Here is a 16,581-nt window from a genome sequence, read left to right as displayed (position 1 = left end):
ACACCAAAGTCCTTATACGGTGATCATATGCTGTAGATCGCTTTATAAATGCTCATATAATTATGGCTGACTAAAATATCATTTTCACGTCACTTTAAAGTTTGGCAAATTATTTTATTGTAAAAGTCAACAAACTTAATCTGAGAGAAACTCATGAAAAATGTACTTAGTCGAAGTGTAACAGCTTTAATCTGTATGGGTGCTTTAATGACCACAGTTCAAACATGGGCACATGAGGATGAAGATAAAGTATTGACTAGAACAGTCGATGAACAGCCAATAGACAAAAAACAAAAGAAATGTGAAAAAAATTGTAAAACAAACATTGATCCTAAAACTCAAACAAATAACTCAACGCAACATCAGCATGGAAACGCTTCAGAAATGTCACAAATGGATCATTCAAAAATGACCAATATGCCTTCTTCAATGAAAGATATGGATCATTCAAATATGGAGATGCCAAACAAAACAAATAAGTGATTCTTTGAGAAAAAAGATGAGTCTATTAGACTCAACACATTTCATTGTGATCTCCAAAAGCTCATCAAAAGATGAGCTTTTTTAAAACATAAAACTTGTGTATGGACTATGCTTATTTTAAAAATGTCATCGCTTAGACATGATATTTGAGTATATTAGAAGAAATTTTCACAAAATAAATGTGTATGCCTGTTCAAGAAACGACTTCTCCACGTATTCCCAAATATATTGCCATTCGAGATGCTATTGCCCATGAGATTGAGTCTGGGCAATGGAGTGCCAATACCAAACTCGCTTCAGAGCGTGTGTTGATGGAACAATTTGCTACCACACGTGTCGCAGTTCGAGAAGCATTATTGGCTTTGGAAATGGACGGTCTCATCTATCGTTTAGATCGCCGTGGTTGGTTTGTTCGTGCACCACGAATTATTTACCGTCCGCAATCGACTAAAAGTTTTAACCAATATGTGACTGAGCAAGGGGGTGTACCAAGTACGGAATTGATTTCTGCGGAATTGCTGCAAGCGACCTCTTGGGATGCAGCACATTTAAAAATTTCGGTGGGTGATGATATTTATTCGATGTGGCGACGTCGTAGTATCAATGGTCGTCCTGCGGTAGTTGAACATTTACGTATCAATGCAAGTTTATTTCCTCAATTCTTAGAACAACAATTAGAAGGTTCTATTACGATATTGATGGCAGAGCATTATCAACGGCAATTGACCCGAGCGCATATTAATCTTTATCCAACGGTATTGTCAGAACAACAAGCCAAAGCTTTGCATGTCAATGTTGGTAGTATGGGTTTATATATTTGCCGTACCAACTGCGATCAAAAAGGAGTGATTACCGATGTTGACCAAGAATATTGGTTACATGATGTACTCGATTTACATTTTGAAGCGTCATAATAAAGAATGAAAATAATTAATCTGGTTTAAACCAGATTAATTAAATTGTCATAAACTTTTGTTGAAATACAGGCTATCAAGAAGCAGCATTCGTTAGGAATGTCATAATGAGCCCGTATCTGAAACAGCAGCAAAAAAAACTCCTCGCCATGGGCACAAGTATTCTCTTTGCTTGTGTCAGCACGGCATGCACCACGTCTTCAACCTCGAATGATGTTGAGCAAATCACAGTCTATACCGCGGTTGAAGCGGATCAATTAAAGCGTTATCAATGGGAATTACGCAAAGCACATCCTGAATTAAAAGTAAAATGGGTGCGTGATTCGACAGGTGTGATCACCGCAAAATTATTAGCAGAACAAAAGAATCCACAAGCCGATGTGGTGATGGGACTTGCTTTAACCAGTTTATTGGTCATGGAAAAAAAAGACTTATTGCAACCGTATCGTCCGAAGCATATCGAACAACTTAAAACTGATTTTTATAGCCAAAACGACATTCCAACATGGACAGGCATGACTGCTTGGGAGTCAGCTGTTTGTGTCAATACTGTTGAATTGGAAAAGAAAAAACTACCGATTCCGCAAACATGGCAAGACCTGACTAAACCAATTTATCAAGGGTTAATCGTGATGCCAAATCCGGCATCGAGTGGCACAGGCTATTTGGATGTGACTGCATGGATGCAAATTTTTGGTGAAAAGCAAGCTTGGCAATATATGCAGGCACTCGATAAAAACATTTCTCAATATGTGCATTCAGGCTCGAAGCCTTGCAAGATGGCGGCTCAGGGTGAAACGGTCATTGGAATTTCGTTTGGTTATCCAGGCTTTAAGTTGAAATCGCGTGGTGCGCCTTTAGAAATTGTCTATCCAAAAGAGGGGCTAGGTTGGGAAATGGAAGCCTCAGCCATTGTCAAAGGTACGAAAAAACTCAGCAGCGCAGAAAAGTTTATTGATTGGAGCATTAGCCAAGCTGCCAATGAAGCTTATGCACAAAATTTTTCAATGGTGGCACATCAAAATGTTCACAGCAAAAACCAAGACTTCCCAAAAAATCTTGCGCAGCAATTGGTAAAGAATGATTTTTATTGGGCAGCTGAACAGCGTGAATCAATTCTAAAACAATGGTCAGCAAAATTTGAAAAGTAATTGAATCATATACACACAAAAAGCTATTCAGAATCAGTTATTCAAAATTAACGATTAAAAACTAGGTGCAGTATGCAAATTCCATCGCATTTACAAAATAGTAGGACAGGGCAAGCCATGCCAAACTCGGCAGGGCATCTGCTCTCAACTTTAAGAACATTTAAAATGGCAGAATCAAAAACAGTGCTTGAAGTGATGGATATTCAAAAATCTTTTGGTTCAAGCCGTGTCTTGGAACACATTAACCTTGACCTGAAAGCAGGTGAATTTGTTAGCTTTTTAGGTCCATCAGGTTGTGGTAAAACAACATTGCTACGCATCATTGCTGGGCTTGAACAGCCTGATTATGGCAAAGTGATTAAACAACAAATTGATATTACCCATTTTAATATTGCAAAACGTAAATGTGGCATTGTTTTCCAAAACTATGCACTCTTTCCAAACTTAACTGTGGCGGAAAATATTGCATTTGGTTTGCATAAAAAACACTGGTCAGCGCAAGAGATTCAATTTCGTATCAATGAATTATTAAACTTAATTGAATTGCCCAATATTGCGGAAAAATATCCCAATCAATTGTCAGGTGGTCAGCAACAGCGTGTGGCTTTAGCCCGTGCGATTGCGCCCAATCCTGATGTTTTATTGTTGGATGAACCTTTGTCCGCTTTGGATGCGTTGGTACGTTTAAACCTCCGCCAAAAAATTCGTACCATTCAATGTCAATTAAATTTGCCTGCGATCATGGTTACGCATGATCAGGAAGAGGCGTTAAGCATTTCTGACCGTGTGGCGGTGATGAATAAAGGTGTGATTGAACAACTCGATACGCCACATAATATTTATTACAAACCGCAAACTCGTTTTGTAGCACAGTTTATTGGTTCGATGAATTTTATACAGACAGTAGCGGTCGATACGCATCGTTTAAAAATGAATGAGCATTCTCTTATTGAATTTCCACATTTAAACTTTGCCCAAGATGAACATTATGAAATTGCTTTTCGATCTGAAAATGTCAAATTAGTTGCTGGAAATGAATCTTCTACTGAATATTTAAATTTAGCTGTACGTATTGTCAATACTGAGTTTTTAGGCGCAAAACGTCGTTTATTCTGCATGGTACAAAACCAAAATCAGGCCGATGACAATATGTTGCAAGTTGATGTGGATCATCAACATATGGCGGTTGTGCAAGATGGAATGTATCTGCAAGTGCCGATTCTTGACTTACATGTGTTTGATTCACGAGGGCATGCGAGATGTTAAATCAGTCTGCCGCAGATGCTTTATTAAGTAGTCAAACAGCACATCGTTTTCGTTATTCATTGCGTTCAAGTGCGGTGTTGTTTGTCGCAGCAATTCTATTCACCTTGAGTTTGATTGCACCCTTAATCGTATTGATGCAAAGCGCATTTTTAAATGAACAGCATCAATTTGTCGGGTTGGATAACTTTACAGCTTATTTTTCCAATCCGGCCTTAATCTCATCGATTTTTAATTCGATGTGGATCGCCATTACAGCCATGTTGATTACGGTGAGCTTGGCAAGTGTTTATGCTTTTGCATTGATCAATTGCAATATTCGAGGCAAAGCTTTCTTTAAAACCGTGGCATTTTTACCGATTCTTGCACCTTCACTTTTGCCTTCATTGGCTTTGGTGTATTTGTTTGGTCAGCAAGGTGTGTTTAAGGGCATGCTGGGAGAGGTGGAAATTTATGGTCCACTAGGCATTTTGATCAGTTATTGCTTTTGGCTATTTCCTGCCATGGTCATGTTGATGATGGGCGCATTTCGCCATATTGACCAACATTTGATTGAGGCTTCTCATGCTTTAGGAAAAAATACGCTACAAACCCATTGGGCAGTGACTTTTCCTGCGATTCGCTATGGTTTAGTCAGTGCCTGTCTGGTGGCATTTACTTATGTCATTACCGATTTCGGGATTCCTAAAGTGATTGGCGGCTCATTCAATATGATGGCGTTGGATGTATATAAGCAGATCATTGGTCAACAAAATATGAACATGGGTGCCGTCATTTCGATTTTATTGCTCTGTCCTGCGGTGTTGGCATTCATTTTTGATCGATACCAAAGTCGTCATCAGGAACGCTATCAAAATTTCCAAATTCAGCCTTATCGTTTGCGTGCCAATCCTCGCCTTGAAAAAGCATTAACTGTATTTTGTGGGGTGATTTCAGGCGGCATTTTACTGATTATTGTGACTGCGATTCTCGCATCATTCATTCGCTATTGGCCCTATGATTTGTCAATGACCTTAAATCATTATCGTTTTGACTATGTTGATGGTGGTGGTTGGTCAAGTTATTTTAACTCAATCAAATTGGCATTGTTCAGTACAGTTTTCGGTACGATGATAATTTTCATCATTGCCTTATTTAGTACCCGTTTTAAAGCACATCCTTTACTTAAAAACTATGTAAAAGTCTTGGTGTTATTACCTTTGGCTGTGCCTGGCTTGGTGTTGGGTATTGCTTATATCTTGTTCTTTAATGCACCGCAAAATCCTGTGTCTTTCGTTTACGGTACGATGACGCTGTTGGTGATTTCAACCATTATTCATTATTACACTGTGCCACATTTGACCTTAACGCATGCGATTCAACAGATCCCGAATCAACTTGATCATGCTGCACAAAGTTTAGGATCTTCACATTGGACAATGTTTCGCAAAGTATATTTGCCTTTAACCTTTCCTGCGCTGTGTGATGTGTTGGTGTATTTATTTGTCAATGCCATGACTACTGTTTCAGCTGCGATTTTCCTTTATTCACCTGATACCAATTTGGCATCGGTGGCGGTGCTGAATATGGATGATGCAGGTGATACCGTTGCAGCTGTGGCGATGAGTATTTTGATTTTACTCACCTCATGTGCAGTCAAGTTGCTGCATTGGTTATTCACTCGGAAAATGATGGTGTCAACACAACGTTGGCGTGAGCAAACACATTCATAACAAATTGATCTTTCAGTCAATCTTTTTAATTAACTAAACCATTTGAATTGAACGCTTTCTTTTAGGCGCTGGGGATTTTGCGTGCTAAAAAAAGTAGATAAGGTGGAAAAGACAATGAATACAGCACAATTTGACTTAATTATTGTCGGTGCAGGCATTTTAGGATTATCGGCTGCGATCCAAGCGGCAGAACAAGGTTTAAAGGTACAAGTCTTTGAAAAATATGCACAACCTATAGGTGCGACTCGCCGTAACTTTGGCATGGTTGGGACTTCGACGCTAAGCCGTCCTAATGCGAAATGGCGTGAATATGCTTTGGCAACCCGTGAATTTTATCAACGGATTCAGGCACAAGCCGATATTTCATTTCAACAGCGAAACGGTTTGTATCTCGCCAATACCGAACTTGAATGGCTAGTATTAAACGAGTTTGCTCAAGCTGCAGCTGATTATCAGATTCCTGTAAGTCTATTGTCTAAGCAGCAACTGTTTGATCAATATGCTTATTTAAACCCAGAAACTGCGCTACGTGGCGCTATGGTGTTTCATGAAGATTATTCAGTTGAGCCACATTTGGTGGGACTGCGTTTGTTGCAATATGCCGAAAAACTTGGTGTACAAATTTATTGCAATGCCTCAGTGGTACTGACGCAATTTAACCAAGGTATGGCGCATATTCGCTTGGCATCAGGTCAAACATTTACCGCAAATAAAGTCATGATTTGTCATGGTGAAGAGACACAATTGTTGTATCCCGAGCTCTTACAACAAAAAGGTTTATTGCGTTGTACTTTACAAATGGCATTAACCAAACCGCTAAAAGTCAATCTCAAAGCTTCGATTTATTCAGGATTGTCGATCTCTCGTTATCCCGCTTTTGAGATTTGCCCAAGTCATCAAGATTTACGCAATGAATCGCAAATCGGTTTAGTTGAAAAATACGGTATTCATATCCTCATTAAACAAAATGAATTCGGACAAATTATTTTGGGCGATAGCCATGAATATTATCCGATTGAAGACATACCACAATTTAATCAACGTGAAGAAATTAACCAATTCATTTTGCAATATTGCAAAGAAAATATTGGCTTAGAACTACCTGAAATTGAATCTCGTTGGAATGGTTACTATCTGACTCATCCTACGGAATTGGCATGTGTGATGGAAGCTGAAACCAATATTTTCCTTGTCAGTGCGATTGCAGGCAAAGGCATGACCACAGGCGCAGGATTTATGAAAGAAATGTTAGAAAATTATATTTTGTAATCTGGTTTAAACCAGATTTATTTATACTGTATGAAATTGAACAAAGGTTAGGTGAAATGAACGCACAAATTGAACTTGCAAACACAATTGAAAACGATGTTGAAAATGAATACTTACTGTTGACACCGGGACCATTGTCTACCTCGAAAAGTGTGCGTCGTGTGATGCAACGTGATTGGTGTACTTGGGACAAAGAATATAACGCATTGGTTCAGGAGATACGCAGTCGTTTGGTGGCGTTGGCAACTGCAAAACCTGAACAATATAGTGCTGTGTTGATGCAAGGCAGTGGGAGTTTCTCTGTAGAAGCAGTGTTAGGTTCGGCGATTCCACAGAATGGCAAAATTTTAATTATCAATAACGGGGCATATGGCGCACGCATGGTGCAAATGGCTCGATGTTTGAAAATTGACGTGGTGGAATTACGCTACCCTGAAATGCAAATCCCTCAACTGGCTGATATCGAAAAAGCACTTGAAGATGACAATATCACTCATGTGTCATGTGTGCATTGCGAAACCACCACTGGTTTATTAAACCCAATTCAAGCGATTGGAAGTATTGTCAAAGCCAAAAACAAAGTATGGATTGTCGATGCGATGAGTTCTTTTGGTGGCGTACCAATGGACATTGCAGAACTTGAAATTGATTTCTTGATTTCAAGTGCCAATAAATGCATCCAAGGTGTACCTGGCTTTGGTTTTATTTTGGCAAAACGTGAGCAATTACAAGCGTGCAAAGGTTTGGCTTGTTCAGTCAGTTTAGACCTATATGACCAATGGAATACCATGGAACAGCATAATGGTAAATGGCGTTTTACTTCGCCCACTCATGTGGTGCGTGCTTTTTATCAAGCACTTTTAGAATTAGAACAAGAAGGCGGAGTAACCGCACGTTATCAGCGTTATTTCAATAATCAAAAACGTTTAGCCGCAGGTATGCAAGCGCTTGGTTTTGAAATGGTTTTAGAGCAAGACGCACCACAATCTCCAATTATCACTACATTTTTATATCCAAATGAAGCCGATTTTAGTTTCCAAGCCTTGTATGAAAATCTGAAACAAGCAGGGTTTGTGATCTATCCCGGCAAAGTCACCGACTTAAATTGCTTCCGTATCGGCAATATCGGAGAGATTTATTTAGATGATATTGAACGGCTTTTAACAGCGATTGAGCACTATCGTATTTGATTGGAATTCACAGCTCCTTTTCTTGTGCCATTTATGGCTCAGGGCGGAGGTTTGGATGGGGAGATTATAAATCCTCTCCCTAGCTCTCCTTTTAAAAGGAGCGGGCGCTGCCATTAGAAATTAAATATTACGTAACACTCAGCTTGCGCAAGACAGCTATTTTTAACTTTGAGAAATGAATAGGATAACCTTATGAACACTTCAAATTCAGCATTACAAGCCGTCGTTTTTGATTGGGCAGGTACAACAGTAGATTTTGGTTCACGCGCACCAATTTTGGCATTTATGGCTTTATTTGCAGATAATAAAGTTGAAATTTCAATTGAAGAAGCACGTGCACCAATGGGTTTAGAAAAACGCGATCACATTGCGGCAGTTTTGAAAATGCCACGTGTTGTAGATGCGTGGAAGCAGGCACATGGTGCTGAAGTGACTGTGGCGGATATTGACCGTTTATATCAGGACTTTATTCCATACCAATTGAAAAGCATCCCAAGCTGCTCAAAATTGATTCCGGGTGCATTAGACGCTTTTGCTGATATTCGTGCCCGTGGTGCAAAAATTGGCAGTAATACTGGTTATGCTTCGATGATGATTGGTCAATTGGTGCAAGATGCAGCTGATCAAGGCTATGTGCCTGACTGTACTATTACAGCCAGTGATGTGAAACATGGTCGTCCATATCCTGAAATGTTGTGGAAAAACTTAATTGAACTTGATGTGTTAGATATTAAAACTGTGGTGAAAGTGGATGACACAGTGGTCGGCATCGAAGAAGGTTTAAACGCTGGTTGTTGGACTGTGGGCTTGGCCGTCAGTGGTAATGAAGTGGGGCTAAGCTTCGAAGAGTGGTCTGCACTTTCAGCGTCTGAACAACTAAGTTTAAAAGAAAAAGCATACGCAAAAATGAATGCTTCAGGTGCACATTATGTAATTGATAGTATTGCTGACTTACCTGCGGTATTGGATGCGATTGAACAGCGTTTAGCAAATGGTGAAAAGCCTTAATAGATGATGAATACCAGTCTTTATGACTGGTATTTTTTTAGAGCTGAAATATAAAATCTTTTTTGTTAACTCCCTCATACTACTTGAAAATATTTTAATCAGCCTCAGTGTATGCTTGGTTGTTTGTAGTGAACAAAACTAAGATTCAAATCTATTTAATTAGAAGATGAGTGCGGTTTTCCAAAATTATTTTTATACAACCTATGTTGCCTAATAGCTTCCATTCAAAAATTTTGTCATGTAAGTTGCTCTACAAATAATGATGACTATTCACATGTATTTGTTTAGATGGTATTTAGCCAACGGGACGATTTTCTTGGCTTCACACAGCATCTCTAAAGTTGTATCTCAGCTTTTTCAGCAAAATGAACTGATGAGTTACTTTTCGTTCTTTTCATATCCTAAACAACAAAGTCGCCAACAGCTGCTTAATTAAATTCAGAAATATTTTAAATATTATCAATAGGTTTTATTGAATATGAGAAAGCTGTAAAACCTATTCCTTATGGATTGAGAAATCGACGATCTGCTTAGACAGATAAGCGACTTACAATATTTACACAGTCAAGCGAATAAACGTGATAGATCATGAAAATCTTTCAGCTACTGAGCAAGCTCAAAACTGGAAAAATAATTTAATGTGCTTTTAGAAAGGCCGAAAAGAAGAAATTCAGCAACAGTCAAAACTAAAAGATATGAGGACACTGCGTGATTTAGTCAAACAAATGCAGTCACTTCATTTATGCAATCAACCAGAATAAATGTGCCTACAGAATTTTGAAAATATCTATGACCAAGGAGGGTAAATAGGATTGAGTAAATAAGGCTTTTAGATGACAGCTTTATTTATGAGGAGCACTATGCAAAAAAACAAAAAATGCATGGTTATAGAGGATTTATAACGTGAATGATGCTGATTTCTAAATAAAAAGAAATTCAGCTAACAGGGAAATATATGAAACAGACTTTACTCACCGCCAGTATTGTGGCTTTGGCCACATTGGCTATGCCAGTTTTTGCTTCTGGTTTACAGAGCGTTAGCAGCAACTATGTGGCTTCTGATTATGCAAAAACCAAATATCCAGTTGTATTTAACCATGGGATGTTTGGTTTTACTCGACTCGGTCCTACAGCTTTTGGTATGGATTATTTTTATCAGGTTCTTCCCGATTTGGCACGTAATGGCGCGACGGTTTATGCAACACAGGTTTCTCCACTAGAATCCACCGAAGTTCGTGGCGAGCAGTTGCTACAACAAGTAGATGAAGTTTTGGCACTCTCAGGAAAGTCAAAAGTTAATCTAATTGGTCATAGTCATGGTGGACCGACCATTCGTTATATTGAAGCCATTGCACCTGAGAAAGTCGCTTCACTCACTGCTGTTGCTGGAACGTTTAAAGGGTCCAAAGTCGGAGATGATATGTTGGATAATCCTAGTGAGAAATTTTTATTTACAATCCTAGGACAGTATATCGTTGCGCCAGTGGAACTACTCTTACAAGGTAATCCTGATTTGCCAATTAGTCTGGATCGCTCATTGAAATCATTAAGTGAAAAGGGTTCTGCTGAATTCAATGCGCGTTTCCCAACTGCAGCAATTCCATCTGATTGTGGCAATGGTCAGAAGATTACCAGTAATGGGGTTTATCATTATTCGTGGACAGGTAAAGCTCAAGCAACCAATATACTTGATGTCATTGACGTTGCCATTTCCACCATGGCACCGAGATCTTATAAAAATAATGACAATGATGGTTTGGTTAACCGTTGCAATGCACATTTCGGCCAGGTGATTCGAGACGACTATAATCAAACACACCTAGATGAAATCAATCAGATTTTGGGCTTGAAAGCATGGTTTGGACCAGATCCTGTGTCACTTTATCGTCAACAGGTCAATCGTCTAAAACTTGAAGGGTTATAAGGGTATATCATAAGCAATAGACCCTAAGCACATCATAAAGGAGTCTGAATATTCAGGCTTCTTTTGTTTAGAACACAATGATTGGCTTTAGGTTTAATCTTTTCTAAAAATTTAGATTTTTTTATCTATGAATAGAAAGCTGATAAAGATTTATTAGAGATCTTTGTAAAAGGGGAAGATGACATCCATGTCGATCATTACACTTGTCTTTAAGACCAGTTTTATGCTGATATCCTTATACAGATCATAACGAAATCATGCAGGTATAGACTTTATAAAAAATCCACCTTTCCTGTTTTTACATCATAAATACCACCTGCAATGCCAATTTCACCTTCTTCGACCATCTTTTTCAGTACTGGACTATTTCTTAAGATATAGGCAATATTATTTTGTACATTTGCAATGGTCACCGCCTGAATGAAATTACTGGTGAGTTGGTAATCAGTCATTTCTTTATGTACGTTTTCTGCCGCCTGCATAATCGGTTTAAGAAAATATTGTACATGTGGGGTTTCGTTGAGTTGAGTGATATCCTTTTTTTGTTCATACATCTGACAAGCTGCTGTCACTGCACCACAATCTGTATGACCCAATACTAAAATTAATTTGGAACCCTTACTCTTACAGGCGAACTCTAGAGAGCCCAATACTTTTTCGCCCGCAATATTTCCAGCAATGCGTAGACTAAATAAGTCACCAATACCAACATCAAAAATCCGTTCAGTTGGCGCACGTGAATCCATACAGCCTAGAACTGCTGCAAATGGATGCTGTCCAGATTGTGCAGTGACCTGAATTTGACGAGCAATATTATGATAAATCCGTTCATGATTAACGAATCGTTGATTGCCTTCTTTGAGTAGCTGAAACACTTGTGCAGGCGTAAGTTGTCGTTGAATTTCCTGAGTACTGACATCAATATCCAGTTCTTCTTCTTTAATTTCAGGATAATGTATTTTAAAGCCAATTAGTTTTACATCGATGCCATTTTCTGCAGCTGTTTCATCCCTAAAATCTTTAATTACTTGATATACATCCGGATCAATATAATAGGTATTCGACGCATCGATCACTACAGTATCGCCACTGACTATTTTCTCTAAGGCAGAAACCAACGCTGAACGATTTAAAAAGCTAATATTGGGTGCCAGTTCAATACGGGTAATATTTCCATGCAAATGTGCTTCATGGATGATACGAACACCACGGAATAAATTATTTTTTAATACAATGATAAAACTAATCAACAGCCCTAATAAAATACCGATAAGTAGATCCGTCGCGATAATTGCAACAACCGTTACAATGAAGGGTAGAAATTGCTTCCATCCTTGAGCATAGATCCGTTTAAAAAGTGAAGGGCTGGCTAATTTTACGCCAGTTAAAATTAAAATAGCGGCAAGGGAAGATAATGGAACAACATTGATTAATGGTGTCAGGAATAAAACCGCAATAATCAATAAAACACCGTGAAAAATTGCAGAGAATTTAGTCTTTGCACCACTTGCTGCATTGACAGAACTTCGAACAATCACTGAGGTAATCGGCATACCTCCAATTAAACCAGACATGGTATTTCCGATACCTTGAGCCACCAACTCTTTGTTTGGCGGAGAGGCACGCTTTTGCGGATCCATTTTGTCCGCAGCTTCTAGATTTAATAGTGTTTCAAGCGAGGCGACGATCGCCAGTGTAATGGCACCTGTATAAATTATAGGATTATTCCATTGAGTGAAGTCAGGGAAACTGATAATTGATTCAACACCTGAAAAGATATTGGGAAGATTGACCAGATGTTCAGTGCTGACTGCGAGGCTGGAATTGGCACTGATAAAAAAATAGTTTAAGAGTCCCGCAAAAATAACCGCAATAAGTGCAGAGGGTACAACCATTTTTTTTAAAGGTGTTTTATCCCACAATAAAATAATGAATATACTTGAGATACCAATGATTGCCGCACCATAATCAAGATGCTGTAATAGGCCTATCCCTTCGCCCCAACGTTGTTGAAGAATTTCGGTTTTAATCCCAAAGAGTAGAGGAAGCTGATTGATGATCAAGATTAACCCGATGGCAACAAGAAGTCCCATAATCACATTGGTTGGGATAAAATTTGAATAGGTTCCCAACCGAAATAACCCGAAAAATAATTGGATGAGACCCGCTAAAACCAAACAAAATAAAAAAGCTTGATAGTTGCCTTCAAGCTTATCTAGCTGTGTTAAAACAATAGCGGTAAGCCCAGCAGCGGGACCTGACACACTGATATGAGAACCACTCAAATAACCGATAACGATTCCACCAATGACACCTGCAATAATACCGGAAATCAAGGGTGCACCTGAGGCACTGGCTATACCTAAACAGAGCGGTAGAGCGACTAAAAAAACAACTAAACCTGAGAGCAAATCATTTGTATAAAACTTTCTTCTGGGAACCAATTCCTGTTGCATAAATATTCTCGGCAAATTTATAAGTTTGATATGCATCTGGATACAGCCTGTTTCATGCTGTACACCAAACTTGCCTAAGTTAGATGAGAATGTGTCGGTAAACTTTAATAAAGACCAAATGACAACAGATTATGAAAGAAACTCTATATCAGCTTTACAAATGATAAATTTTTCTGAATATTAAAGAAACTCTTAAATATTTATTCGAACAATTTAGTTAAATTATAAGTATTTTAATACGTTAATTTTAATTTGATTTTTAGGTTTTTGGCTAAAAAGTGCTGATGAAGTCTGTATAACTTATGGCTTGAGCAATAAGGGATGGTGATGTATTTGTTTTTTAATAGGTAAGTTTTACTTGCGAGCCGTGAGATTTTTTTCCAAAAAATTATTCAGATGTAAAACTTATATTGTTTTTATATTGGGTTTTGTAGGGTTTATGAAATATTTTAGAAAATATGTTTTTTCACGTGAATTTAGTTGTTTATTTGAATGAGTAAAAATGAGTATTGTGGTGTTTTAACTACACAATGCTTGCGGATATATTTACTTTATCTACTCATCTGTTGGCGCTATATCATGTGAAAAAACATGTTATATTTCATTTGTATCTGAAATGGATCTTCAAATAAAACGGTTTGTTGAGTACAACTCGCTTAGTAGGGTGCAGGAGCTGATACAATTTCATTAAAAAATACTTTTTACCTTCACGACTATTTTTAATATTATTCACAATATTGATTTTGAACACTTTTGAGCTATAAATGTCAAAAAATATAAATGGATGGATTACGAGATGGATAATTATTTAAGGGACTAAATTGAAGACGACATTCGTTTTTTTAAAGCTAATCAAGCATATTAACAAGTCAGATATTTATAAATTATAAGTATTTTTAATAGCTTAGTGTTTATTGATGTGATTCTGAAATTGTGTATAAAAACAATGCGGATACTTGATCAATAAATATTTGTAATGGGGGTATTTATGGTCGTTTTATCCTATTTAAAAAACCAAAACAAGCATTTCAACGCCGTAAAAAACCAACAAATAACGATTGCAGCTAAAGCAAACATTATTATCTGTATCGCATTTTGCCTATTTTGGACAATATATTTTAGCTTTGCTGAGATGTGGTTCATTGTTTGTATTGATATTTTTTTTACAACAATGTCGATCTTCAGCTTATTTTTGATTTATATCCATCGAATTTCAGCGGGCATATTGGTTTCACAAATTGTCCTCTTTATTTTTCCTGTGGTTTTTTGCTTAATATTTGATGTCGCTACAATAGACCACCCCAGAGTTGCGCATTTATTTCTTCCAGCAGGGGCTATATTGGGATATTTGAATTATCGAAGAGATCCCAATGCGTTACAACTAATTTTAATTATCTTATCCATTGCCGCTTTTATCTTTTTTAGCGGGAGTGCGTTTACTTTAGATGGAGCAATACCTTTAGCTGAAAGCATTCGAGCTTATGGTGGTTGGATTGCAATATCCGTTGCCACCTTAATGATTTGTATCTCAATTTTTGTGATGCAATTGGAATTGCAGATAGAAAATAAGCTGGTGCAGGATCTCCGCTTGGCACTTTCAAAACAACAGTTTGAGCTTTTTTATCAACCTCAAGTAAATTCTTCTGAAAAAATTATAGGCGCTGAAATTTTGCTACGTTGGCGTCACCCGACACTTGGTTATATCCCTGCAAAAGATTTTATTCCTGTAGCGGAAACTTTGGAGTTAATGCCTAAAATTGGAGATTGGATACTGATTCAGGCAAGCAAGGTATTACAAGACTGGCGTGAAAATGAATCTACAAAAGATCTTACACTTTCAGTCAATATAAGTGCTGATCATTTTATGCAAGAGAATTTTGAGCAAATCGTGACCTCTATGGTGCAGAGAAATGCAGTGCTTCCATCCCAACTCATATTAGAAATAACTGAAAGGGTTGCGTTAAATAATATTGAAAGTGTTATAGAAAAAATGGGCTTTTTGGATAAAAATGGCATTCAGCTTGCTTTAGATGATTTTGGTACAGGTTATTCATCATTAAGCTATTTGCAGAAAATGCCGATTAGCCAAATCAAAATTGATCAGAGTTTTGTACAAGCGGCTTTAGATGATGAGCGGTGTAATAAATTGGTCTATGGGATTGTTAAAATTGGCCTTGATTTAAACCTGCGTGTGTTAGCAGAGGGGATTGAGACCGTTGAGCAATTTAATCGCTTTCAAGAAAATGGCTGTACTGAATTTCAAGGCTATCTATGGGGATGTCCAATGCCTTTAACGGATTTTATGAACAAAATAGCTGAGGAAAATCATTAAAGTTTGCGAAAAGTGATCATAAGAATAAGAAATAGACTGTTTTAGCTCTATCTTTGATTCAATGGTTTTATTATATAAGTCTTTAAAAATTAGATGTTTATAAATTAAATATTTCCTAAGTTAGCTAAGTTTTGGTGCTAAGTCTTAGTGGTGTATCTTCGTTAATTTATTGAGTAGAGTAATTTATGCATTTAATATTTTTGTTGAGAAAAACCCTAACTTTTCGATGTTAGTTAATCATGGTTCTACCCGTCAAAATCCATAAGGTGTATATTATGAATGATTTAGTTGCAACACTTGCCTCTATAAGAACCGAAAAAAACCACTTTATTGAACACTTGGATCGAATTAAAGGATATACAGAAGATGAAATAAGTGAAATCGAGAACTTAAATAATATCTCTGTGCATGGGCAATTAAAAGAGTTGCTCATGGCTATGGGGAAATGTTCAGGTGGGCTTTTATTTGGTGATGATTTTTATATATATCGTTATTACCGAGGTCCAGGTTTTAGTTTGGAAAGACAAAATGATTTAATGTCTGAAGATGATCCAACAGTTAAGTTTTTAGAGAACTGTGGTGTATCTGATCTAGTGGAAAAGCAATATTTTGAGATATGTGGCGAAAATGAACATATGAATATTTTCTTTATGTATACAAGAGATTCAAATGATATTGTTTATGAGCGTGATACAAATAGCGATACCGTAAAAAAATTTGGAACATTATTTGAGTACCTTGTACGTTATAGAGAAAATATTGGATCTTGTTCAACTGGTGGAACTGTTCGAGGTGATGAATACCCATCATTATTTGATGATTTAACAACTGGTAGATTATTGCCTTTAGTTTAAATCTGTTAAAATATTTTTAATCTAT

General features: G+C 37.4%; 12 protein-coding genes. 11 read left to right on the top strand and 1 reads right to left on the bottom strand.

Features of this window, described 5'->3' with window-relative positions; all coding sequences use genetic code 11:
* Positions 1 to 153 precede the first annotated feature (153 nt).
* The 9 genes from AS4_RS15150 (at position 154) to AS4_RS15105 (ending at position 10,914) form a co-directional block, all read left to right on the top strand.
* Positions 154 to 483 (top strand): hypothetical protein, encoded by a 330-nt coding sequence (locus AS4_RS15150; protein ID WP_096734723.1) that lies wholly within the window; start codon positions 154 to 156, stop codon positions 481 to 483.
* A gap of 179 nt (positions 484 to 662) precedes the next feature.
* Positions 663 to 1,397 carry a UTRA domain-containing protein gene (locus AS4_RS15145; protein ID WP_096734722.1) on the top strand — a complete coding sequence of 245 codons (735 nt, stop codon included), beginning with the start codon at positions 663 to 665 and terminating at the stop codon, positions 1,395 to 1,397.
* Between the two features lie 149 nt (positions 1,398 to 1,546).
* Positions 1,547 to 2,548, top strand: a complete 1,002-nt coding sequence (locus AS4_RS15140; protein ID WP_406565199.1) for a putative 2-aminoethylphosphonate ABC transporter substrate-binding protein — start codon at positions 1,547 to 1,549, stop codon at positions 2,546 to 2,548.
* A gap of 72 nt (positions 2,549 to 2,620) precedes the next feature.
* Positions 2,621 to 3,814 (top strand): ABC transporter ATP-binding protein, encoded by a 1,194-nt coding sequence (locus tag AS4_RS15135; RefSeq protein WP_096734720.1) that lies wholly within the window; start codon positions 2,621 to 2,623, stop codon positions 3,812 to 3,814.
* On the top strand, positions 3,808 to 5,523 hold the full coding sequence (locus tag AS4_RS15130) for a putative 2-aminoethylphosphonate ABC transporter permease subunit (protein WP_096734719.1): 1,716 nt from the start codon (positions 3,808 to 3,810) through the stop codon (positions 5,521 to 5,523). The genes AS4_RS15135 and AS4_RS15130 overlap by 7 nt, the downstream gene beginning before the upstream one ends.
* Positions 5,524 to 5,637: 114 nt before the next feature.
* Complete coding sequence (locus tag AS4_RS15125) at positions 5,638 to 6,792, top strand: TIGR03364 family FAD-dependent oxidoreductase (protein ID WP_096734718.1); 1,155 nt, start codon at positions 5,638 to 5,640, stop codon at positions 6,790 to 6,792.
* A gap of 56 nt (positions 6,793 to 6,848) precedes the next feature.
* Complete coding sequence (gene phnW / locus AS4_RS15120) at positions 6,849 to 7,982, top strand: 2-aminoethylphosphonate--pyruvate transaminase (protein ID WP_096734717.1); 1,134 nt, start codon at positions 6,849 to 6,851, stop codon at positions 7,980 to 7,982.
* Between the two features lie 192 nt (positions 7,983 to 8,174).
* Positions 8,175 to 8,990, top strand: a complete 816-nt coding sequence (gene phnX / locus AS4_RS15115; RefSeq protein WP_096734716.1) for a phosphonoacetaldehyde hydrolase — start codon at positions 8,175 to 8,177, stop codon at positions 8,988 to 8,990.
* A gap of 955 nt (positions 8,991 to 9,945) precedes the next feature.
* Positions 9,946 to 10,914 carry an esterase/lipase family protein gene (locus tag AS4_RS15105; protein ID WP_096734715.1) on the top strand — a complete coding sequence of 323 codons (969 nt, stop codon included), beginning with the start codon at positions 9,946 to 9,948 and terminating at the stop codon, positions 10,912 to 10,914.
* A 272-nt stretch (positions 10,915 to 11,186) separates the two neighbouring features.
* On the opposite strand, the gene AS4_RS15100 is transcribed toward AS4_RS15105, so the two are convergent.
* Entirely contained in the window at positions 11,187 to 13,370 is a 2,184-nt protein-coding gene (locus tag AS4_RS15100) for a solute carrier family 23 protein (protein ID WP_096734714.1), read from the bottom strand.
* A gap of 988 nt (positions 13,371 to 14,358) precedes the next feature.
* Here AS4_RS15100 and AS4_RS15095 point away from each other — a divergent pair.
* Positions 14,359 to 15,702 (top strand): putative bifunctional diguanylate cyclase/phosphodiesterase, encoded by a 1,344-nt coding sequence (locus tag AS4_RS15095; protein WP_096734713.1) that lies wholly within the window; start codon positions 14,359 to 14,361, stop codon positions 15,700 to 15,702.
* A 275-nt stretch (positions 15,703 to 15,977) separates the two neighbouring features.
* Positions 15,978 to 16,556: a hypothetical protein gene (locus tag AS4_RS15090; protein WP_096734712.1), complete on the top strand. Its 579-nt coding sequence runs from the start codon at positions 15,978 to 15,980 to the stop codon at positions 16,554 to 16,556.
* Positions 16,557 to 16,581: the final 25 nt, after the last annotated feature.

The sequence above is a fragment of the Acinetobacter guillouiae genome, assembly GCF_002370525.2.
Taxonomy (GTDB): domain Bacteria; phylum Pseudomonadota; class Gammaproteobacteria; order Pseudomonadales; family Moraxellaceae; genus Acinetobacter; species Acinetobacter guillouiae.
The sequence above is the reverse complement of the archived record's forward strand: the minus strand, read 5'-3'. Positions and strand labels throughout refer to the sequence as shown.